This window comes from Micromonospora sp. NPDC048909, assembly GCF_040649635.1.
Classification (GTDB): Bacteria; Actinomycetota; Actinomycetes; order Mycobacteriales; family Micromonosporaceae; genus Micromonospora.
The window spans coordinates 84,948-105,443 of record NZ_JBEZFU010000010.1 but is presented as its reverse complement, the minus strand read 5'-3'; the positions used below and the strand labels follow the sequence as shown (position 1 = coordinate 105,443).

Below are 20,496 nucleotides of genomic sequence, written 5' to 3'. Positions count from 1 at the left end.
CCCGGCCGCTCGGGGTACCGGTGCCCGGGCGGCGCGGACGATGATGGTGGGGTGGGAAAGACACATGAGCGCATCGAGGGCCGCCTGCGCAGCTTCATCGAGGAGCAGCCCATCTTCTTCACCGCCACCGCGCCGCTGGCCGGCGACGGCACCATCAACCTCTCCCCGAAGGGGCTGCGCGGCTCGTGGGCGGTGCTCGACGAGCAGACGGTGGCCTACCTCGACTTCGCCGGCAGCAACGCCGAGACGATCGCGCACCTGCGGGAGAACGGCCGGATCACGCTGATGTGGTGCGCGTTCCAGGGCCCGCCGAACATCGTGCGGGTGCACGGCCGGGGCGAACCGGTGTTCCGCGACGACCCGCGCTGGGCGGGGCTGCTGGGCCACTTCCCGGACATCGACACCGGCGAGCACGGGCTGCGGGCGGTCATCGTGGTGCACGCCGAGCTGATCCGGGACACCTGCGGCTACGCGGTGCCCTACCTGAGCTACGACGCCGACCGTGACCTGCACGGCAAGCGTTTCGCCCGGGAGGACGACGCGTCGCTGAGCGCCTACTTCGCCAAGAAGGAGCACGTCGCGCGCAGCATCGACGGCCTGCCCGGGTTGCCGCTGCCGCTGCCGCCGACCCCGGCGGCCTGATCCGCCGCATCCGTTTCCGGGGCGGCGGGACGGCCGCCTCTGCAGGGTGGCGGGGTCAGGAGCCGTCGCGCAGGTCGGTGAGGCGGGTGGCTGCGAAGCGGATCTCGTCGAAGGTCACCTGGCAGCCGTCACCGGTCGGCGCCTGGGCTTCGAAGCCGATCCGCTCGGGCGCCGGGCCGCCGTCGAGGGCGAAGTAGCGGATCATCTGCCACACCGTTCCGTCGACGGAGGCGTGGTAGGCGTAGGCCGGGCCGATGCGGGAGACCCGCAGCCACAGCGATCGTCCGGAGACGACGAAGGAGTTCGCGTCGTCCGCGGCGCCGCGGCAGACCACGGACACGACCATCGGCTCCCCGGCGGGAGAGAACTCGAAGCAGAGCTTGCCCCAGTGCCGCTCGTCGATCCAGATCATGCACGCCGGCGTCGTAGGTCGCGGCGAAGTCCACGCTGACCCGGGCGCTGAGCTGGAAGTCGCCCGCCGGCGGGAGACCGAGCAGCGTCGCCGCGTTCAGCGTGCCGGCGTTCTCCGCGCCGGCGGCGCCGCCCGGGTCGACGAAGATGTCGGTGCGCGGCGCCGCCGACACCGACACGGCGCCGGTCGCCTCGTCGAGTCGCCACTGCCCGGCGGGCACGAGTGGAAATGGGAGCCCGGGCACGTTCAGCTGGTTCGCCACAGCACCAGACCGTACCGGAGGCGGGCAGGCCGCCGACGCGCGTCGCCGCCCGGGCGCAACCTGCGGGCCGCCCGGGCGGTTAACATCGCCGGTGACATCGGAAACACCGCACCGTTCCGACCCGGCCGGAAGTGATCGCGCCGGGCTATCGTGACGGCCGGCTACCCTTGTTCAGGCCCGGCCGTGGGCGGCACACGCCCTCGGGCGGGAATGGCCCACCGGGGACGGACCGTTACACCAGAAGACCAGCACCACGAACGAGGGGAAGTCGATCATGGGCGAGCGTATGCTGCGCGGAAGCCGCCTGGGCGCGGTCAGCTACGAATCCGACCGCAACACGGAGCTCGCGCCACGTCAGACCCGCGAGTACCTGTGCGCCAAGGGCCACCAGTTCGAGGTGCCGTTCGCCGTCGACGCCGAGGTCCCCACGACCTGGGAGTGCAAGTTCGACGGCAGCGTCGCCCGGCTGGTCGACGGCAACGAGCCGGAGCAGAAGAAGGCCAAGCCGCCGCGTACCCACTGGGACATGCTGCTGGAGCGCCGCTCCATCGCCGAGCTGGAGGACATCCTCGCCGAGCGGCTCCAGGAAGTGCGCACCCGCCGCGGCCGGGCCTGACCCGTACGAGACGACACGGCGCCCCCGGGAAACTTCCCGGGGGCGCCGTCGTGTCCGCGCTCAGCGCTCCACGATCTCGCCTTCGATCGCCCGGCCGCCGTCGACCACCACCGGCTGCTCCGGCTCCGGACGGGGGGCGGTCTGCGGCTCACCGCGGCGTACCCGCACCCGGCGGGGCCCGAACAGGTCACCGGCGACCATCGACGACACCCGGCGCTCCGCGGCCCGCTGCGCACCGCCGCGGGCCAGCCGGCGCACCGGCGGCACCAGCAGCAGCAGCCCGACGGCCCCGCTGACCAGGCCCGGAACCGCCAGCAACAGGGCCCCCAGCAGACCCACCAGACCATCGGTAACCTGCCGGCCCGGCGGCTGACCGGCCTGCGCGGCGGCTTGGAAGCCCCGCCACGCGCGCATCCCCTCCCGGCGCAGCAGCACCAGACCCAGCAACGACGCCGCGAACACCAGCAGCACCGCGAGGCCGAACCCGACGGCCCGGCCGACCAGCACGAACACCGCCAGCTCCAGCACCACCGCGACCAGCAGACCCAGTGGTACGAACCTCAGTCCTCGGCGCATCTCACCTCATCGGTCATCCCGGGGCGCCCGACGGGCCGGTGTCGCCCCCGTCAAGCATGACACGACCGGGCTCAGGGCCACCGGACCTGACCGTCGGGGGTCCCGTGCACGCCGCGCCGGATCGCCTGCCGCCGGTCCTGCACCGCCCACCTGGTGATCCGCCACAGCGCCTCGGCCACGATCAGCGGGCTCATCTTGCTGCTGCCGCGTTCCCGCTCGGCGAAGGTGATCGGCACCTCGACGATGCGCATCCCGGCCCGGTGCGCCAGCCGGGACAGCTCGACCTGGAACGAGTAGCCCTGCGAACAGACCGACGTCAGGTCGATCGCGTCCAACGCGCTGCGCCGGTAGACCCGGTAGCCGCCGGTGGCGTCGGAGACCGGCATGCCCAGCGCCAGGCGCGCGTACAGGTTGCCGCAGCGCGACAGCGCCAGGCGGCGCAGCGGCCAGTTCACCACCTGCGCGCCGCTGGTCCAGCGGGAGCCGATCACCACGTCGGCCTGCCGGGCGGCGTCGAGCAGGGCGGGCAGGTCCTCCGGGGCGTGTGAGCCGTCGGCGTCCATCTCGACGACCGCGTCGTAGCCGCGTTCACGCGCCCACTCGAACCCGGCCAGGTACGCCGCGCCCAGGCCCTGCTTGCCCTCCCGGTGCAGCACGTGCACGTGCTCGTCGGTGTCGGCGAGCGCGTCGGCGATCACCCCGGTGCCGTCGGGGCTGTTGTCGTCGGCGACGAGGATCTGCACCGCCGGGGCGGCGCGGCGTACCCGGGCCACGATGTCGCTGACGTTGTCGGCCTCGTTGTAGGTGGGGATCACCACCAGCACCCGGCCGACGCCGTGCACCCCCGTGCTACGCCGTCGCGTTTCGGTCGCCACGTTCACGGTCCCCCTCCGCTCCCGCCGGCGTACCGGCTGGTCCTATCCGGGTTGCCCGCGCCGGCGGCGCAGCACCGCCGCACCGGCCAGGGCGGCCAGGGCCAGCGCGGCCAGCGCCACCTCGGGCCAGTACCCGAGCCGGGTGGCCAGGGTGCGCCCGTCGGCGAGGTGCACCTGCCGCAGCACCACCTCGCGGGTGTTGAACCCGGTGGCGTCGCTTACCCGCCCGTCCGGGGCAACGAACCCGGACACACCGACCGTCGAGGCCATCAACGCCGGCCGGCCGTGCTCCACCGCCCGCAGCCGCACCATGGCCAGCTGCTGGCGGGCCTCGGCCACGTCGAAGGTGGCGTTGTTGGTCTGCACCACGAGCAGCTGCGCGCCGCCGGTGACGGTGTCCCGGACCACCTCGTCGTAGGCCACCTCGAAGCAGATCACGTCGCCCAGCACGGCGGGGCCGGCGCGTACCACGCCGGGGGTGCTGCCGGGCACGAAGTCCGCCCGCACCCGGTCGACCTGCTTGCTCACCATCCGGGCGAGGTCACGCAGCGGCACGTACTCGGCGAACGGCACCGGGTGCCGCTTGGTGTACAGCTGATCCAGGTCGGGGCCGGTGCCGGGACGCCACAGGATGCCGGCGTTGCGGACCTGCCCGGCGCCCGGGCCGAGCAGCACCGCGCCGACCAGGATCGGCGCGTCGATCGCGTCGGCGGCCTGGGAGATCCGCGCCCCCGCGGTCGGGTTGCGCAGCGGGTCGATGTCGCTGGAGTTCTCCGGCCACACCACCAGATCGGGTCGGGCCCGCTCGCCGGCGGCGACCCGCGCGGCCAGCTCGATGGTGGCGTCGACGTGGTTGTTCAGCACCGCCTGCCGCTGGGCGTTGAAGTCCAGGCCGAGCCGCGGCACGTTGCCCTGCACGATCGCCACGGTCACCGCCGTGCCGCCGCCGGCGCGTCCCACCGGCACCAGCAGCCCCACCGCGCAGACCAGCACCGCGCCGAGGGCCAGGCCGGCCACCGGCCGCCACCGCGGGGTACGCCACACTCCGGCGTCCCACCGACGCCACCCGGCGGCCACCAGCAGCCCACCGGCGAGCGCGACGGCGAAGGTGACCAGCGGCGCGCCGCCGATCGCGGCGAGGCGCAGCAGCGGCGCGTCGCCCTGGCTGAACGCCAGCCGCCCCCACGGGAACCCGCCGAACGGGGTCCGGTCGCGCAGCGCCTCCTGCCCCACCCAGAGCACCGCGGTCAGCGGCGCCCAGCTCCAGCGCAGCCGGTCGGCCAGCGGCGACACCCAGGCGGTGGCGGCGCCGAGCAGCGCCAGGTAGCCGGCCTGCAGCAGCGACAGCAGCACCCACGGCAGGTAGCCGGTGTGCAGGTTCGTCCAGGCCAGCAGCGGCGCGAAGAACGCCACCCCGGTCAGGAAGCCCAGCCCGGCGCCGGCGCGCAACCGCCGCCGGTGCGCCGCCACGGCGAGCAGCGCCACGCCGACCGGCGCCAGCGGCCACACCCCGTACGGGGGGAACGCCAGCAGCAGCGCCAGCCCGGCCGCCACCGCCGCAGGCACCGCGACCCGCAGCGGCAGCGGGCGGGGCGGCTCGCCGCCGGACGGCGGGGCCGGCTCGGCGCGCATCTCGTCCCGGTCGATGGTCGTCACGGGCGCTTCACCACGATCACGGGGGTGAAGGCTACCCGGCCCGCCCGGCCGGGCGCCCGCCGCCGCCGACGTGGGGCGGGTCCCGGCGGCGGGCAACGCCGCGCGGTCAGGACGGGCGGCGACGGGCCACCAACACCGCGTCGTGGATGGTGATGTCCCGCCCGTCCGGGTCCTTCGCCGCACGGGGCCGCGCCTCGGCGGCCCGCACCTCCCAGGCACCCGGGTCGAGCGCCGCGGCGAGCTCCTCACCGGTGTACATCATCTCCGGCAGGTGCATCCGGTGCGCGGTGGTACGCAGGTCCAACGGGTGGTGACCGACGATCAGCAGGGTGCCACCGGGCGCCACCGCGGCGGCCAGCCGGGCGAACAGCTCGCGCCGCTCGTCGCCCGGCAGGTGCATGAAGTGCGAACTCACCAGGTCGTAGCCGGCCTCGGTGGGTGGCTTCTCCCGCAGGTCGCGGTGGGTCCAGTCGATGCGGGCGGCCACCTCGGCGCCGGCCGCGTCGGCGTGCTCGGCGGCCCGCTGCAGCGCGACGGTCGAGATGTCCACCGCGGTGACCTGCCAGCCCCGCTCGGCGAGCCAGACGGCGTCGGCGCCCTCGCCGCTGCCGACGTCCAGCGCCCGGCCCGGGGTCAGCTCGGCGGCCTCGGTGACCAGCTGCGCGTTCGGTCGGCCGCTCCACACGCTCGGACGCGACCGGTAGCGCTCCTCCCAGGCCTCCTCGGTGAACATGGTGGCGATCTGGTGGCGACGGGCGTGCACGGCCTCGCGGGTGTCCTCGGCGATCAGGTCGGCGTTGATCGCCGCGCCGGCGCCCAGGCCGGCCGCGGCGGAGGTGATCACCTGGGCGCGGACGTCGGCGACGTTGCCGGCCACCCACACGCCCGGCACGCTCGTCGCGCCGGTGGCGTCGGCGGGGATCTGCCGGCCGATGACGTGCCCGCCCAGCTGCACCTCCTCCGGCTGCAGGCCGAGGGAGGCCAGCACGTCGGCGCGGGCGGTGAACGTGGGCGTCACCGCGATCGCGCCGAGTTCGATCACCTCGCCGGAGGCCAGCCGCACCCCGCTCAGCGCGTCGCCGGTGACCACCAGCTGCGCCACCGGCTCGTCCACCACGGTGATCTCCCGCGCGGCGAGCTGCTCGGCCTCCTCGGCGGTGGGCTCCGGCGCGTCGTGGCGCAGCAGCACCACCTGGGGGCTCCACTGCCGCCACAGCAGCGCCTGGTGCACCCCGAACGGCCCGGTGGCGAGCACCCCGATCCGCTGTTCGCGCACCTCCCACCCGTGGCAGTACGGGCAGTGCAGCACGTCGCGGCCCCAGCGCTGTGCCACACCGGGCACGTCGGGCAGCTCGTCGAGCAGGCCGGTGGCCACCAGCAGCCGCCGGGCCCGCACGGTACGCCCGCCGTCCAGGCTCAGCACGAAGCCCGCGCCGTCGCGGGCGGCGGAGGTGACCCGGCCGGTGACGATCTGCCCGCCGTAGCCGGTGACCTCGTCGCGCCCGGCGGCCAGCAGCTGACCGGGCGGGGTGCCCTCCCGGCCGAGGTAGTTGTGCACGTGCCCGGCCGGGGCGTTGCGCGGCTCACCCGCGTCGACCACCAGCACCGAGCGGCGGGCCCGCGACAGCGTCAGCGCCCCGGACAGCCCGGCCGCGCCGCCGCCGACCACCACCACGTCGTAGCTCTGCTCCACCTGAATTCCCCCTCGTTCGTCGTCCCCGCCCACGCTGCACCCGACCCGGCCACTGCGACAAGTATTGTTGCCGTTATGGCAAACGATGAGGCGGCGGTGCTCGCGGCTGTCGGCCCGCGGCTGCGGGCGCTGCGCAAGCAGCGCGGCACCACCCTGGGTCAGCTCGCCGAGGCCACCGGCATCTCGGTCAGCACCCTGTCCCGGCTGGAATCCGGCGGGCGCCGCCCCACCCTGGAGCTGCTGCTGCCGCTCGCCCGCGCCCACCAGGTGCCCCTCGACGAGCTGGTCGGCGCGCCGGCCACCGGCGACCCGCGGGTCCGCGCCAACCCGATCGTGCACCACGGTGTGACGTTCCTGCCGCTGACCCGCCGCCCGGGCGGCCTGCAGGCGTTCAAGCAGATCCTGCCTGCCGGCACCCCCACCGGCGACACCGAACAGCAGACCCACGAGGGCTACGAGTGGCTCTACGTACTCTCCGGCCGGGTGCGGCTGTTGCTCGGCGAGCACGACCTGATGCTGGCCCCGGGGGAGGTAGCCGAGTTCGACACCCGGGTGCCGCACCGGCTCCACAACCCGGGCCCGGACACCGCCGAGGTGCTCACCCTCTTCGGCCCGCAGGGCGAACGCCTGCACGTGCGCGCCCGCCCCCGCAGCCGCTGAACTTCTCACCCGGGAACGAAAATCGGGGCGCGGCTCGCGCCGCGCCCCGATGCTCCCAGGCCCTCCCCGGCCGGTGGGGCGAGAATGCGGCACGCCGACCTTCGGACCGACCAGACGCGGACTGGCTGCCCCCGCCGGGCCGTTGTCTACTGGCCGTGCACCTCACCCTGCCCAAACACCGGTAACCGCGGCCGGTTCGCGCCGCCCCGCCGACCCCCGCCCGCTGGACCTGGCCGCCGCGACGAAGTGCACCGTGTCGCTCGGCCAGCGGACGAAGGGACGAAGCGAACAACAGCCGCTTCCCGTAGTAGGACTCAAAGACGGTACGTGCTGCACCCCCGGCGCTGTCAACCCACCCCCGACGAGTCGCCTGCGCCACATCGGCGTGTCGCGCCGGCGAGTCCCGTCCGCCCCGCCGTCGGCACCGCTTCACCGCCCGTCCACTCCCCCGCGGCCGGCACCGGCGGGGTGACCCACCACAGTGCTCGCCCCGCCGCCGCAAGCCGGCCCCGGACGGCCGGGCGGCGGTCAGTCGTCGAGGTTGCGGGCCAGCACCGCGGCCGCGGCCGCCGGATGCTCGGCGGCCAGCAGCCCACCGGCGGCCAGCACGTACCGCGCGTCCACCACCGCCCGCGCGGCCCGCGGCAGCGCCCACCCGCCGGCGTGATCGGTCAACACCGCCGTGAGCACCTGCGCCGCGTCCCCCGCCGGCGCGTGCCGCAACACCCCGCCCGAACCCACCAGCAGCCGCACGTCACGCAGGTCCCGCCCGCCACGCTCCCCCGTGCCGCCACCGCGGGCGTGCCGGCGCAACGCCACCGTCGCGGCCAACGCCGCGATCCGCCGCTCCGCGGCCCGCTGCCCGTCATCGGCGGGCAGGAACCCGGGCTGCGCCGCCCGCACCGCCGCCGCCCGCACCAACTCCGGCTCCTCCCCCGGAGCCAGCAGCCGCTCCTCCGCGGCGGCCCGCACCACACCGGGCGCGCTCCACCGCATGCCCAGGTCCCCCTCCACGGTGCGGGCCCGCCACAGCGTGCCGGCGACCTCCCGCCCCGGCCCGGTGGCCCGCTCGTCCGGGGTGAGCACCGAGTACACGTCCGTGGTCGCGCCACCGACGTCCACCACCGCCAGGTCCCCGCCCACCCGGTCGGCGAGCACCTCCACCCCGGTCAACACCGCGTCCGGAGTGGCCGCCCGCACCAGCCCGGCGAACCGGCCACCCCGGGAGAGCCGCTTACCGCCGATCACGTGCCGCAGGAACACCTCCCGGATCGCCGCGCGCGCCGACGCGGGCGCCAGCACCCCGATGCGGGGCAACACGTTCCCGGCCACCGTCACCGGCACCCCCGCGCCGGCCAGCAACCCGGCCAACTCGTCGCGGACGTCACCGTTGCCGGCCAGCACCACCGGCACCCGCCAACGGGCCCGCGCCAGCCGCGTCGCGTTGTGCGTCAACGTGTCGGCGTCCCCGCCGTCGGTGCCACCGACCAGCAGCACCACGTCCGGGCGGGCCGCCCGCAACGCCGTCAGATCCGCAGCACCCAGCCGACCCGCGGCCACGTGCACCACGTTCGCCCCGGCCGACAACCCGACCCGCCGGCCCGCCTGCGCGGTCACCAGCTGCTCGTAGCCGAGCACCGCCAGCCGCAACCCGCCCCCCGCCGACGAGCACACGTACCAGGGCGCGTCCCGAACCCGCAGGCCCGCGGTGGCCGCCGCGACCGCGGCGTCCAGACCGTGCAGCACGTCGGTGGTGACCGTGGTGGGCGCCGCGGCCGCGGCGACCAGCGCACCGTCGGCCAGGTCCACCACCGCCACCTTCGTGTACGTCGACCCGACGTCGGCGCAGACCGCGACGTTCACGCCGCCGGCGGAACGACCACCGTGCCGGTCGCGGTCACCGCCACGATCGGCGGATCGAGAACCTCCGCCGCCGACTCCGACCGCTCCGGCCGACCCCGGCACACCACCCGCGCCTCGAAGTCGAGCGTGCGGCTGCGGCTGCCCACCCGGGTCACCGTCGCGGTCACCTCCAACACGTCCCCGGCCCGCATGGCGGCCCGGAACTGCACGTCCGAATAGGACGCGAACAGCCCCTCGTCGCCGTCCGTGCGGATGCACACCTCCGTCGCCACGTCACCGAACAACCCCAGGGCGTACGCCCCGTCGACCAGGTTGCCCGCGTAGTGGGCGTGCGAGTACGGCACGTACCGCCGATGCGTCACCGTCAACCCGAGCCTCGTGTCGCTCATACCGCCGCCCTCCTGTTCGCCACCAACGCGTGCACCAGATAGCTGGCCACCTCACCCGGAGTGGTGCCCCGACCGAAGATCTGGTCCACCCCCAACTCCTCGGCCATCGTCTCGTCGAAGCGGGGCCCACCCACGATCAGCAGCGGACGCCGACCGGCCGGCATCGCCTCCCGGAACGCCGCGGACATCTCCCGGGTGTTGTGCAGATGCGCGTCGCGCTGCGTCACCACCTGCGACACCAGCACCGCGTCGGCCTTCTCCACCCGCGCCGCCTCCACCAACTCCGGCACGCTGACCTGCGCGCCCAGGTTGGTGACCTTCAACTCCCGGTAGTACTCCAGGCCCTTCTCACCGGCGATGCCCTTGACGTTCAGGATCGCGTCGATGCCGACGGTGTGCGCGTCAGTGCCGATGCACGCCCCGACCACCGACAGCTTGCGCCGCAGCCGCTGCTTCACCAGCGCGTTGACCTCCTTCGCCGACAACAGCGGAAAGTCGCGCTCCACCACCTGCACCGAGGCCAGGTCCACCAGGTGGTTCACCCGCCCGTACACCACGAAGAAGGTGAAGCCGTCGCCCATCTGCTTGGCGTGCACCAGCATCGCCGGATCCAGGCCCATCCTGTTGGCCAACTGGACCGCCGCGCCCTCGGCCCGCTTGTCGTGCGCCACCGGCAACGTGAACGACACCTGCACCATGCCGTCACCGGTGGTGTCCCCGTACGGCCGCACGATCTTCTTCTCGGCGCCCCCGGCGCCCTTCGCCACAGCGCTCACTCGCCCGGCCCTTCCAGGATCTCCGTGGCCGGGTTGTAGTAGTCACCCTCGTGCCGCGCCACCCCGGCCAACCCCTTGCCCCGGTCCGCGGGTCGCTTCATGATCCCGAACGTGCCCTCGGCGATCGCCGTCAGCAACGACTGGTCACCGATGCGCTCCAACAGATCCAGCGCCTCACCCAGCACCCGGTTGGCCCGCTGCTGGATGAACCCGCCCGGCGCCGGCACGAAATCCTCGTGCAACCCACCCGCCGCGCCCAGCACGTAACGGACGTTCTGCAACGCGATGTCCCGATCGGACAGCCACGGCGTCACCACCGCCTCGGTCATCATCCCCACCAGCAGGATGCCCTGACCGGTCATCGCACCCACCAGGTTGAAGAACCCGTCGAGCAGGTTGCCCCGGAACACGTCCCCGGTCATGTGCTTCGTCGGCGGCATCCACTTCAACGGCGCGTCCGGGAACAACTCTCGGGCCAGCAGCGCGTGCGCCAACTCCAACCGGAACGACTCCGGCAGATCCGGGTTGATCTCGAACGCGTGCCCCAACCCCAACTGCCAGTCCGCCAACCCCGCCTCGTGCGCGAAGAACTCGTTGAGCAGCTGCGACACCGTCACCGTGTGCGCCTCCTCCACCGCGTCGGCGGTGGTGAGGTAGTTGTCCTCGCCGGTGTTGATGATGATCCCCGCCCGGGCATGCACCTGCCGGGAGAACCGCTGGTCGACGAAGGTCCGGATCGGGTTGATGTCGCGGAACAGGATCCCGTACATCGAGTCGTTGAGCATCATGTCCAGCCGCTCGAGACCCGCCAGCGTCGCCATCTCCGGCATGCACAGCCCCGACGCGTAGTTCGTCAGCCGCACGTAGCGACCCAGCTCCCGCGACGACTCGTCCAGCGCCGCCCGCATCAACCGGAAGTTCTCCTGCGTGGCGTACGTGCCGGCGAAACCCTCCCGGGTCGCGCCCTCCGGCACGTAGTCCAACAACGACTGCCCCGTCGAGCGGATCACCGCGATCACATCCGCGCCGGCCCGCGCCGCCGCCTGCGCCTGCGGGATGTCCTCGTAGATGTCCCCCGTCGCCACGATCAGATAGATCCACGGCCGCTGCCGCGGATCCCCGAACCGCTTCACCAGCCGCTCCCGCTCGGCCCGACGACGGTCGATCAACCGCACCCCCGCGCCCACCGCCCTACGCGCCGCCCGGCGGGCCGCCGTCGCCGCCTTGCCGCTCGGCAGCGCGAAACGCACCGACCCGGCCGCCGCCTTCTGCGCCAGCAGCGTCACATCGGTGATCTGCTCCCGCGCCAGGGCGTCGAACACCGGCAAGGCCACCCCGTGCCCCAGGCCGACGTCCGCCACCACCGCGTCGACCAACCGGTTCACCCACGGAATGCCGTCCGGGTCGGCGCCGGCCACCCCGGCCAGGCGCAGCACCGCCCGCTCCACCGACACCGTCGTGTGGCTGCGCGCCAGATCCACCACCGGCTGCCCGGCACGGCGCGCCAACTCCCGCGCCCGGCGCACCAGCACCGGATCCAGGTCAAGCTTTCCCGTCACGCCGCCACCTCGACAAACCCGCTCACGACGACCCTTCCTCATAGATCACGTCACCGCGCAGCACCGTGCGCCGGCACACCGGCAACGGCGTCGGATCGGCCGGACCCCGCAGCTCCGGATCCTCGGCCAGCAGCACCGGCAAACCCCGCTCCACCCCCGCCGGCGTCGACCACACCGCGAACGTCGCCGGGGCGCCCAACGCCAGCACCCCCTCGTTGTCCAGGTGCACCGCCCGCCACCCACCCCGGGTGTGCGCCGCGAACGCCGCCCGCACACTCATCCGCTGCGCCGGGTTGTGGTGCGCCGCCGCCGCCCGCACCGAACCCCACGGGTCCAGCGGCGTCACCGGCGAATCCGACCCGAACGCCAACGCCACCCCGACCGAATGCATCGCCCCCATCGGGTTCGACGCCAACGACCGGTCCAACCCCAACCGCGACTCGTACATCCGGCCCGCGCCACCCCACAACCGGTCGAACGCCGGCTGCATGCTCGCCACGATCCCGTACTCCACGAAACCCGCGATCAACCGCTTGCTCATGATCTCCGCGTGCTCCACCCGGTGCCGGGCCGCGCGCACCCGCTCCACGCCCAACGTCCCGGCCGCCGCCGCGAACCCCTCCAGCACCGTGCCGATCGCCGCGTCACCGATCGCGTGGAAGCCGCCCTGCAACCCGTGCGCCGCGCAGTCCAGCAGATGATCACGCACCTGCTCGACCGAGAGATACCCGTGCCCGCACGAATCCCCGTCGCCGTACGGCTGCGACACGTGCGCCGTACGCGAGCCCAGCGCACCGTCGGCGAACAGGTCACCCCCGGCACCCACCGCACCCAGCTCCCGCGCCCGCGACGCGCCGCCCAACTCACCCCAGTACCCGTACACCTCGGGCAGCCCGGCACCGGAGATGCCCAGCAGCCCGGTGAAGTCCTCCTCGTCGGAGATCTCCGGCCCACCACACTCGTGCACCGCAGCGATGCCCAACGACGCCGCGTGCGCCAACGCCACCCGCTGCGCCGCCACCCGCTGGGCCCGACTCACCGAGCCCTGCGCAGCCGCCCGCACCACGTGATGCGCGTCGCGGCGCAGCCACCCCGACGCGTCGTAGCCCGCCGCGTCCGCCACCTGCGGCACCGCCGCCAGCAGCGCCGACGACACCAGCGCCGAATGGATCGACGCCTGCGACAGGTACACCCGCCGACCGCCGGCCGCCCGGTCCAACGCCGCCGCGTCCGGCAACTCCCGCACCGGCCACGTCGACTCGTCCCAACCGTGCCCCAGCACCACCGCGTCGCCCGGCAACCCCGCCGCGAACCCGGCCACCGCGTCCAGCAACTCCCCCGCCGAACGCACCCCGGACAGCTCCAGCCCCGACAACGCCAACCCGGTGTCGGTCGCGTGCACGTGCGCGTCCACGAACGCCGGCGTCACCAACGCACCGGCCAGGTCCACCACCCGGTCCGCCGGCGGCGCGTCCGCGTCCGCCCCCAACCAGGTGATCCGCCCGTCGGACACCAGCAACGCGGTGGCGCTCGGATCGGCGGGGCAGTGCAGCACGCCGCCGCGGTACAACGTCGAGGGGTTCGTCATGACCTCAGTCTGCCGCCAACCGGGACTCGAAGAGCCGACGCACCCCCGGCTCGGCCCGCAGCAACCCCAGCGCCAACTCGGCGTGGCCGGGCACGTACCCGTTGCCCACCAGCATCGTCACATCCGCCGCCAGGCCCTCCGCGCCCAACGCCGCCGCCGCGAAGCTCGTCGCCATCGAGAAGAAGATCACCGTGCCGCCGTCCGCGGTCGCCAGGACCGCACCGTGCTCGCAGCCCGGCACGTCCACGCAGACCACCGTGACGTCCGCCGGCACCCGCAGCGCCGTGGTCACCGCCGTGGACAGGGCCACCGGATCCCGCGCGTCGGCCAACGCCACCTCGTCGGCCAGACCGGCCGCCACCAGCGCGTCCCGCTCCGCCGCCACCGGCACCACCCCGACCGTACGGGCCGCGCCCGCCCGCCGCGCCGCGGCGAGGGACAACGACCCGCTCTTGCCCGCCCCGCCGATCACCGCCACCGTCACCGGCCGGGCGTCCCCCTCGCGCGCCCGGTCGGCCACGTACCGCGCCACCACCCGCCCGGTCAACGCCGGCGCCCCACACACGTCCAGCACCGCCAGGGACAGCTGCGGATCCTCGTCGGCCGGCAGCACCGCGGCGATCGAACGGGCGAACAGGATCGCGTAGCCGTCGCAGGGCACCTGCTCGCTGCGCCCGTCCCACCGGGCCAGACCGTCGGTGATCATCAGCGGGGTCAACGTCAACGACACCAGGGTCGCCACCCGCTCCCCCGGCTTCAACCCCAACGGCGAGCGCCGGCCCGCCTCGTCCACCGTGCCGATCAGCATCCCGCCCGACCCGGTCACCGGGTTCTGCATCTTGCCCCGGGTCGACACGATCTCCAGCACCTCGGCGCGCACCGCGTCACCGTCACCGCGGTGCTTCTCCCACAACTGCCGGAAGCTCGCCGCGTCCAGGTTCAGCCGCTCCACCCGGATGCGCACCTCGTTCGCGGCGATCTGCGGGCTCGTGTCGAGCCGCCACGCCCCCTGCGGCAGCACCCCCGCCGGTTCCAGCACGCGATGCAGTCCCACCGGTGACGTCACGCCGACCTCCCCTGTCCAACCGCCCGAAGCCCCGGTCAAGGCTCGCATCGCGGGAAAACTTACGGCAGACTAATTTCTTCACCGGATATTTTCCAGTAGCCTTCGGGGTCGCTGATCAGCCGAGACGCACAAGGAGGGGCCGTGACCCAGACCCAACCGGTGGAGACCATCCCCGCGGCCCGCCCCGCGCCGATCGCGGTCCCCACCGCCGGACAGCCCTACGAATACCGCCGCGCGCCCCTGGTCGAACCCGACTGGACCCGCTTCCCCGGCTGGCGCCACGTCACCCGCGACCAGTGGGAATCCGCCCAGTGGCAGCGCGTCAACTGCGTCAAGAACATCAAGCAGCTGCGCGCCGTCCTCGGCGACCTCGTAGACGAGACCTTCTACGCCGACCTCGAGGCCGACCAGAAGGCACTCGCGACCATGTCGATGCTGGTCCCGCCGCAGATGCTCAACACTATGGTGCCGTTCGCGCCGATGAGCACCGAGGCCTTCCTCGCCGACCCGGTCCGCCGCTACATGATCCCGGTCGCCTCCGACCGGCGCACCGACTGGCCGTCACACCCCTACGCCAGCCGCGACAGCCTGCACGAACACGACATGTGGGTCGCCGAGGGCCTCACCCACCGCTACCCCACCAAAGTCCTCGCCGAACTGCTCTCCACCTGCCCGCAGTACTGCGGCCACTGCACCCGTATGGACCTGGTCGGCAACTCCACCCCCGCCGTCGACAAGCTCAAGCTCACCCTCAAGCCCGTCGACCGCTACGACGCCCACATCAGCTACCTCAAGGCCCACCCCGGCGTACGCGACGTCGTCGTCTCCGGCGGCGACGTCGCCAACGTGCCGTGGAAGAACCTCGAGTCGTACCTGATGCGGCTGCTGGAGCTGGAGACCGTCCGCGACATCCGGCTCGCCACCAAGGCCCTCATGGGCCTGCCCCAGCACTGGCTGCAGCCCGACGTCGTCGAGGGCCTGGAACGCGTCGCCCGCACCGCCGCCCGCCGCGGCGTCAACCTCGCCATCCACACCCACGTCAACCACGCCCAGTCGCTCACCCCGCTGGTCGCCAAGGCCGCCCAGACCGCCCTCGACGTCGGCGTCCGCGACGTCCGCAACCAGGGCGTCCTCATGCGCGGCGTGAACGCCACCGCCCCCGACCTGCTCGACCTCTGCTTCGCCCTGCAGGGCGAAGCAGGCATCCTGCCGTACTACTTCTACATGTGCGACATGATCCCCAACGCCGAGCACTGGCGGGTTCCCGTCTGGCACGCCCAGCAGCTCCAGCACGACATCATGGGCTACCTGCCCGGCTACGCCACGCCACGGATCGTCTGCGACGTCCCCTTCGTCGGCAAGCGCTGGGTGCACATGCTGACCGACTACGACCGCGACCGCGGCATCTCCTACTGGACCAAGAACTACCGCACCTCCATCGAGTCAGCCGACCTGGAGGCGCTCAACAAGCGCTACGCCTACTACGACCCGATCGACACCCTGCCCGAGGTCGGGCAGAGCTGGTGGGCCGCGCACCGCGACGACTGACGCCCGCCGGGCGGCGGGTGGGTCGACAACGAGCTTGATGCCGCTGAGGTATCAATATGCCGCTGCGGCATCAAGCTCGCGGGCAGTCCCGCCCCCGACGGCGGCAGGACTATGCCGGGCCGCCGCGCGGGGCGTACATGATGACCGCGACACCGAGCAGACAGAGGGCCGCACCGGCCAGGTCCCACCGGTCCGGACGGAACCCGTCCACCACCATCGCCCAGGCCAGTGAGCCGGCCACGAACACCCCGCCGTACGCGGCGAGGATCCGGCCGAAGTGCGCGTCGGGCTGCAGCGTCGCCACGAAGCCGTAGAGGCCCAACGCGATCACGCCGGCCGCGATCCACCACAGCCCGCGATGCTCCCGCCAACCCTGCCAGACCAGCCACGCCCCGCCGATCTCGGCGAGCGCAGCCAGGACGAAGAGCAGCAACGAGCGGAGCACGGTCACGCCCGCGAGCCTAACCGCACATGAAGCGGCGGTCCGGGGCGTCATCGCCCCGGACCGCCGCCCAAACGAGCCGATCGTCAGCCGCGGAAGGTGTCGCGCGCGTTGCGCCCGACGTCCTTGGCGCTCTCCCCGGCCTTCTTGGCGCGCGCCTCGCTCTGCTGCGTGGCGCCCTCGGCGCGCATCCGCTCGTTGTCGGTCATGTCGCCGATCCGCTCCTTAGCGGCACCGGTCATCTCTTCCATCTTGTTCCTCGTCTTGTCGGCGAAGCTCATGCCGCCTCCTCCGTCTCTGGCGAGTGTCCAGGTCGCTTGCCCGTTCGTCTGGGCGCCAAACGCGTTCGGGTGCCGGCTGGCACACCCGCTAAGGCATCCTAGGAAGATAGGATCTGGGGGTTCGTGGCCCGGCGGAGCCGGACCACGGCGCGATGGTTAACTGGGCCCATGGGAGAGCTCCTGCTGATCCGGCACGGCGAGACCACCTGGAGCGCCAGCCACCGGCACACCTCGTACACCGACCTGGAGCTCACCCCGGACGGCGAGCGGCAGGCCCGCACCCTCGCCGCGTTCCTGGCCGGCCGGCGCTTCGTCACGGTGCTGGCCAGTCCCCGGGCCCGGGCGCTGCGCACCGCCCAGCTCGCCGGCCTCACCGTCGACGCGGTCGACGAGGACCTCGCCGAGTGGAACTACGGCGAGTACGAGGGGCGCACCACGGTGGACATCCACCAGGACGACCCGCACTGGAACATCTGGACCGACGGCTGCCCCGGCGGGGAGTCACCCGGCCAGGTCGGCGACCGGCTGGACCGGGTGCTCAGCCGGGTCGCTCCCCTGCTCGACCGGGGCACCGTCGGGCTGGTCGGCCACGCGCACAGCCTGCGGGTGCTCGGCGCCCGCTGGATCGGCCTGCCACCCTCGGCCGGCGGACGGCTGCGGCTGGACACCGCCACCGTCAGCGTGCTCGGCTACGAACACCAGCGGCAGGTCATCCTGCGCTGGAACCAGCCCGCTCCTCCGGCGCCCGGGACCGTCGACCCGACGGCTCGGTACTGATCTTCGGCGGCCGGTTCTCGTACGGCGTGGAGAGCACCACCGTGGTGCGGGTGGTGACGTTCGCCGCGGTACGGATCTCCTGGAGCACCCGTTCCAGGTCGGCCGGGCCGGCCACCCGCACCAGCAGCATGTAGAAGTCCTCCCCTGCCACCGAGTAGCAGGAGTCGATCTCGGGCAGGTGGGCCAGCCGCTCCGGCGCGTCGTCCGGCTGGGACGGGTCGAACGGCCGGATCGCCACGAACGCGGTCAGCGGCAGGTCCAGCGCCTCGAAGGAGACCCGCGCGCCGTACCCTTTGATCACGCCTCGCTGCTCCAGCCGGCGCACCCGCTGATGCACGGCGGAGACCGACAGGCCCACCTTCTCCGCCAGGTCCGTGTACGACAGCCTGCCGTCGGCGGTCAACGCGGCGACGATGGCACGGTCGGTCTCCTCCACGGCGTGCAACCTACCGGGAAAAACGCCGCACGGCGACGAGGTGACGTGCCCGGGGCCCGTCGGCGCGCAACTCTGCACGCAGCGCACCGGGCCCACGACACTCGGTCCGGTCAGCCCTTCGCCAGCGCCCGGGAGATCACCACCCGCTGGATCTGGTTGGTGCCCTCGACGATCTGGAGCACCTTCGCCTCGCGCATGTACCGCTCCACCGGATGGTCGGCGACGTAGCCCGCGCCGCCGAGCACCTGCACCGCGTCGGTGCTCACCCGCATCGCGACGTCGGTGGCGAAGAGCTTGGCCTTGGCCGCCTCGATGGCGTACGGCCGGCCCGCGTCGCGCAGCCGGGCCGCGGCGAGGGTCAACGCCCGGGCCGCGGAGATCTGGGTGGCGTGGTCGGCCAGGGTGAAGCCGAGCCCCTGGAAGTCGATGATGGAACGGCCGAACTGCCGCCGCTGCTTCGCGTAGTCGACCGCGTAGTCCAGCGCGGCCTGGGCCAGCCCGACCGCGCAGGCGGCGATGCCGAGCCGCCCGGAGTCCAGCGCGGACATCGCGATGGTGAAGCCCCGACCCTCCCCGCCGATCAGCCGCTCGGCCGGCACCCGCGCCTCGTCGAACGCGAGCTGCGCCACCGGCGAGGCCCGCAGGCCCATGGTCCGCTCGGCGGCCTGCGGGATGATCCCGGCCGTGCCGGCGTCGGCGAGCAGCAGCGAGACGCCCTTGGGGCCGGGCCCGCCGGTGCGGCAGAAGACGTTGTAGAAGTCCGCCACCCGGGCGTGGGTGATCCACGCCTTGGTGCCGGAGACGACGTACGCGTCGCCGTCGCGCACCGCCTTCGTGGTCAGCGACGCGGCGTCCGAACCACCCTGCGGCTCGGAGAGGCAGTACGCGCCCAGCTGCTCGCCGCCGAGCATGTCGGGCAGCAGCTTGCGCTGCTCGTCGGTGCCGAACGCGGCGACCGGGTAGCAGGAGAGGGTGTGCACACTGACCGCCTCGGCGACCGCGAGCCAACGGCTGGCGAGGATCTCCAGCACCTGCAGGTAGACCTCGTACGGCTGGGCCGACCCGCCGTACTCCTCGGGATAGGGCAGGCCGAGCAGCCCGGCACGGCCCAGGGTGCGCAGCACCTCGCGCGGGAACTCGGCGCGCTCCTCGAACTCGGCGGCCCTCGGGGCGAGCTCCCGGTCGGCGAGTTCGGTGGCGAGGTCCAGCAGGTCGTGGGCCTCGTCGGTCGGCAGGATCCGGTCGACAGTCATAGCGCGATGAGCTCCGTGGGGGTGGTGTTGAGCCGTTGCACGCCGTCCGTGGTGCAGACGACGATGTCCTCGATGCGGGCGCCGTGCCGACCCGCCAGGTAGATGCCGGGTTCGACGGAGAACGCCATGCCCGGTTCCAGGGCGCGCGGGTTCCCGGCCACCACGTACGGCTCCTCGTGGCCGTCCAGGCCGATGCCGTGCCCGGTGCGGTGCAGGAACTCGGCGCCGAACCCGGCGTCGGCGATGGGCGTACGGGCGGCCGCGTCGACAGCCTCGGCGCTCACCCCGGGGCGCACCGCGGCCACCGCGGCCGCCTGGGCGTCGCGCAGCACGGTGTAGTAGTCGACGAACTCGGCCGGTGCCGGCCCGCCGGCGACGTAGGTGCGGGTGCAGTCGGAGCGGTAGCCCGAGGGCATGGTGCCGCCGATGTCCACCACCACCGGCTCGCCGGCCCCGATCGGCCGGTCGGAGGTGCCGTGGTGCGGGCTGGCCCCGTTCGGGCCGGCGGCGACGATGACGAAGTCGACCGTGACGTGCCCGGCCGCCCGGATCGCCGCGGCGATGTCACCGGCCACCTCGGCCTCGGTGCGCCCGGGGCGCAGCCACTGCCCCATCCGCCGGTGCACGGCGTCGATCGCCGCGCCGGCCTCGGCGAGCGCCGCGACCTCGGCGGGGGACTTGCGGATCCGCAGCTCGCGCAGCACCTCCCCGGCCAGTCGCTGCGCCGTGCCGGGTAGCGCGGTGCGCAGCGCCAGGACCTGCTCGGCCCACATCCGGTCGGCCAGCCCGACCGCGGCCACCGGCCCGCCGAGGGCGGCGCTCACCAGCGGGTACGGGTCGGTGCCGTCGACGTGGTCGACGATGCGCACCCCGGTGCCCGGGGCCGGGGACGCCTCCGCGGCGGGGCGTTCCAACGTCGGCACGATCAGCGTCGGCTCTCCCTCAGCCGGCAGCACCAGGCAGGTCAGCCGCTCCCCCACGTGCGCGTCGTAGCCGGTCAGGTAGCGCAGGTCGGCGCCGGGGGTGAGCAGCAGCGCGTCCAGCCCGGCGGCGGCGGTGGCGCGGCGGGCGGCGGCGAGCCGCTCCGGGGGGTAGAGGTCGTCGATTCCCACGCGGTCAGCTTAAC

Annotated in this window: 21 protein-coding genes; 5 read left to right on the top strand and 16 right to left on the bottom strand. The window is 73.6% G+C overall.

Features of this window, described 5'->3' with window-relative positions:
• Nucleotides 1-51: 51 nt before the first annotated feature.
• On the top strand, nt 52-642 hold the full coding sequence (locus tag AB0C04_RS24620; protein ID WP_357058451.1) for a pyridoxamine 5'-phosphate oxidase family protein: 591 nt from the start codon (nt 52-54) through the stop codon (nt 640-642).
• Between the two features lie 55 nt (nt 643-697).
• Here the strand turns inward: AB0C04_RS24620 and AB0C04_RS24615 are convergent, their stop codons facing one another.
• Nucleotides 698-1,054, bottom strand: coding sequence for a DUF1349 domain-containing protein (locus tag AB0C04_RS24615; protein ID WP_357058449.1), 357 nt, complete (start codon nt 1,052-1,054; stop codon nt 698-700).
• A gap of 536 nt (nt 1,055-1,590) precedes the next feature.
• Here AB0C04_RS24615 and AB0C04_RS24610 point away from each other — a divergent pair.
• Nucleotides 1,591-1,932 carry an RNA polymerase-binding protein RbpA gene (locus AB0C04_RS24610; RefSeq protein WP_007460094.1) on the top strand — a complete coding sequence of 114 codons (342 nt, stop codon included), beginning with the start codon at nt 1,591-1,593 and terminating at the stop codon, nt 1,930-1,932.
• A gap of 60 nt (nt 1,933-1,992) precedes the next feature.
• On the opposite strand, the gene AB0C04_RS24605 is transcribed toward AB0C04_RS24610, so the two are convergent.
• From AB0C04_RS24605 to AB0C04_RS24590, 4 genes are all read right to left on the bottom strand, one after another.
• Entirely contained in the window at nt 1,993-2,508 is a 516-nt protein-coding gene (locus tag AB0C04_RS24605) for an FxsA family protein (protein ID WP_357058447.1), read from the bottom strand.
• Between the two features lie 71 nt (nt 2,509-2,579).
• A complete protein-coding gene (locus AB0C04_RS24600) occupies nt 2,580-3,389 on the bottom strand; it encodes a polyprenol monophosphomannose synthase (protein WP_357058445.1) in 810 nt (269 codons plus the stop codon).
• A gap of 36 nt (nt 3,390-3,425) precedes the next feature.
• Entirely contained in the window at nt 3,426-5,015 is a 1,590-nt protein-coding gene (gene lnt, locus AB0C04_RS24595; protein ID WP_357058729.1) for an apolipoprotein N-acyltransferase, read from the bottom strand.
• A gap of 130 nt (nt 5,016-5,145) precedes the next feature.
• Nucleotides 5,146-6,732: an FAD-dependent oxidoreductase gene (locus AB0C04_RS24590; protein ID WP_357058443.1), complete on the bottom strand. Its 1,587-nt coding sequence runs from the start codon at nt 6,730-6,732 to the stop codon at nt 5,146-5,148.
• 75 nt (nt 6,733-6,807) lie between these two features.
• Between AB0C04_RS24590 and AB0C04_RS24585 the strand changes: the two genes are divergently transcribed.
• Nucleotides 6,808-7,392, top strand: a complete 585-nt coding sequence (locus tag AB0C04_RS24585; RefSeq protein ID WP_357058441.1) for an XRE family transcriptional regulator — start codon at nt 6,808-6,810, stop codon at nt 7,390-7,392.
• 528 nt (nt 7,393-7,920) lie between these two features.
• Here AB0C04_RS24585 and AB0C04_RS24580 read toward each other — a convergent pair.
• From AB0C04_RS24580 to AB0C04_RS24555, 6 genes are read right to left on the bottom strand one after another with little or no spacing between them, the layout of a single operon-like run.
• Complete coding sequence (locus tag AB0C04_RS24580; RefSeq protein WP_357058439.1) at nt 7,921-9,255, bottom strand: glutamate mutase L; 1,335 nt, start codon at nt 9,253-9,255, stop codon at nt 7,921-7,923.
• Nucleotides 9,252-9,644 carry a hotdog domain-containing protein gene (locus AB0C04_RS24575; RefSeq protein ID WP_350874356.1) on the bottom strand — a complete coding sequence of 131 codons (393 nt, stop codon included), beginning with the start codon at nt 9,642-9,644 and terminating at the stop codon, nt 9,252-9,254. Before AB0C04_RS24575 ends, AB0C04_RS24580 begins: the two co-directional genes overlap by 4 nt.
• Nucleotides 9,641-10,420 carry an OAM dimerization domain-containing protein gene (locus tag AB0C04_RS24570; protein ID WP_357058437.1) on the bottom strand — a complete coding sequence of 260 codons (780 nt, stop codon included), beginning with the start codon at nt 10,418-10,420 and terminating at the stop codon, nt 9,641-9,643. The genes AB0C04_RS24575 and AB0C04_RS24570 overlap by 4 nt, the downstream gene beginning before the upstream one ends.
• The gene (locus tag AB0C04_RS24565; RefSeq protein ID WP_357058435.1) at nt 10,417-11,979 is read right to left on the bottom strand and encodes a lysine 5,6-aminomutase subunit alpha; all 1,563 of its coding nucleotides are present in this window, start codon (nt 11,977-11,979) and stop codon (nt 10,417-10,419) included. Before AB0C04_RS24565 ends, AB0C04_RS24570 begins: the two co-directional genes overlap by 4 nt.
• 22 nt (nt 11,980-12,001) lie before the next feature.
• A complete protein-coding gene (locus AB0C04_RS24560) occupies nt 12,002-13,567 on the bottom strand; it encodes an amidohydrolase (protein WP_357058432.1) in 1,566 nt (521 codons plus the stop codon).
• 4 nt (nt 13,568-13,571) lie between these two features.
• Nucleotides 13,572-14,681: a zinc-binding alcohol dehydrogenase gene (locus AB0C04_RS24555; protein ID WP_357058430.1), complete on the bottom strand. Its 1,110-nt coding sequence runs from the start codon at nt 14,679-14,681 to the stop codon at nt 13,572-13,574.
• 93 nt (nt 14,682-14,774) lie between these two features.
• On the opposite strand from AB0C04_RS24555, the gene AB0C04_RS24550 reads away from it, so the two are divergent.
• Nucleotides 14,775-16,181: a lysine 2,3-aminomutase gene (locus AB0C04_RS24550; protein ID WP_357058428.1), complete on the top strand. Its 1,407-nt coding sequence runs from the start codon at nt 14,775-14,777 to the stop codon at nt 16,179-16,181.
• Nucleotides 16,182-16,290: 109 nt separating this feature from the next.
• Here the strand turns inward: AB0C04_RS24550 and AB0C04_RS24545 are convergent, their stop codons facing one another.
• Together AB0C04_RS24545 and AB0C04_RS24540 are read right to left on the bottom strand one after the other, a co-directional pair.
• Nucleotides 16,291-16,632, bottom strand: a complete 342-nt coding sequence (locus AB0C04_RS24545; protein WP_350874351.1) for a YnfA family protein — start codon at nt 16,630-16,632, stop codon at nt 16,291-16,293.
• Between the two features lie 77 nt (nt 16,633-16,709).
• Complete coding sequence (locus AB0C04_RS24540; RefSeq protein ID WP_357058426.1) at nt 16,710-16,904, bottom strand: CsbD family protein; 195 nt, start codon at nt 16,902-16,904, stop codon at nt 16,710-16,712.
• Nucleotides 16,905-17,072: 168 nt separating this feature from the next.
• Between AB0C04_RS24540 and AB0C04_RS24535 the strand changes: the two genes are divergently transcribed.
• Entirely contained in the window at nt 17,073-17,681 is a 609-nt protein-coding gene (locus tag AB0C04_RS24535) for a histidine phosphatase family protein (protein WP_357058424.1), read from the top strand.
• Here AB0C04_RS24535 and AB0C04_RS24530 read toward each other — a convergent pair.
• The 3 genes from AB0C04_RS24530 to AB0C04_RS24520 all read right to left on the bottom strand — a co-directional run bounded on the left by AB0C04_RS24530 (nt 17,614) and on the right by AB0C04_RS24520 (nt 20,482).
• Nucleotides 17,614-18,117 (bottom strand): Lrp/AsnC family transcriptional regulator, encoded by a 504-nt coding sequence (locus tag AB0C04_RS24530; RefSeq protein WP_350874348.1) that lies wholly within the window; start codon nt 18,115-18,117, stop codon nt 17,614-17,616. The two genes, AB0C04_RS24535 and AB0C04_RS24530, sit on opposite strands and share 68 nt — an antisense overlap.
• A gap of 110 nt (nt 18,118-18,227) precedes the next feature.
• On the bottom strand, nt 18,228-19,370 hold the full coding sequence (locus AB0C04_RS24525) for an acyl-CoA dehydrogenase family protein (RefSeq protein WP_357058421.1): 1,143 nt from the start codon (nt 19,368-19,370) through the stop codon (nt 18,228-18,230).
• Nucleotides 19,367-20,482 carry a Xaa-Pro peptidase family protein gene (locus tag AB0C04_RS24520; RefSeq protein ID WP_357058419.1) on the bottom strand — a complete coding sequence of 372 codons (1,116 nt, stop codon included), beginning with the start codon at nt 20,480-20,482 and terminating at the stop codon, nt 19,367-19,369. The genes AB0C04_RS24525 and AB0C04_RS24520 overlap by 4 nt, the downstream gene beginning before the upstream one ends.
• Nucleotides 20,483-20,496: the final 14 nt, after the last annotated feature.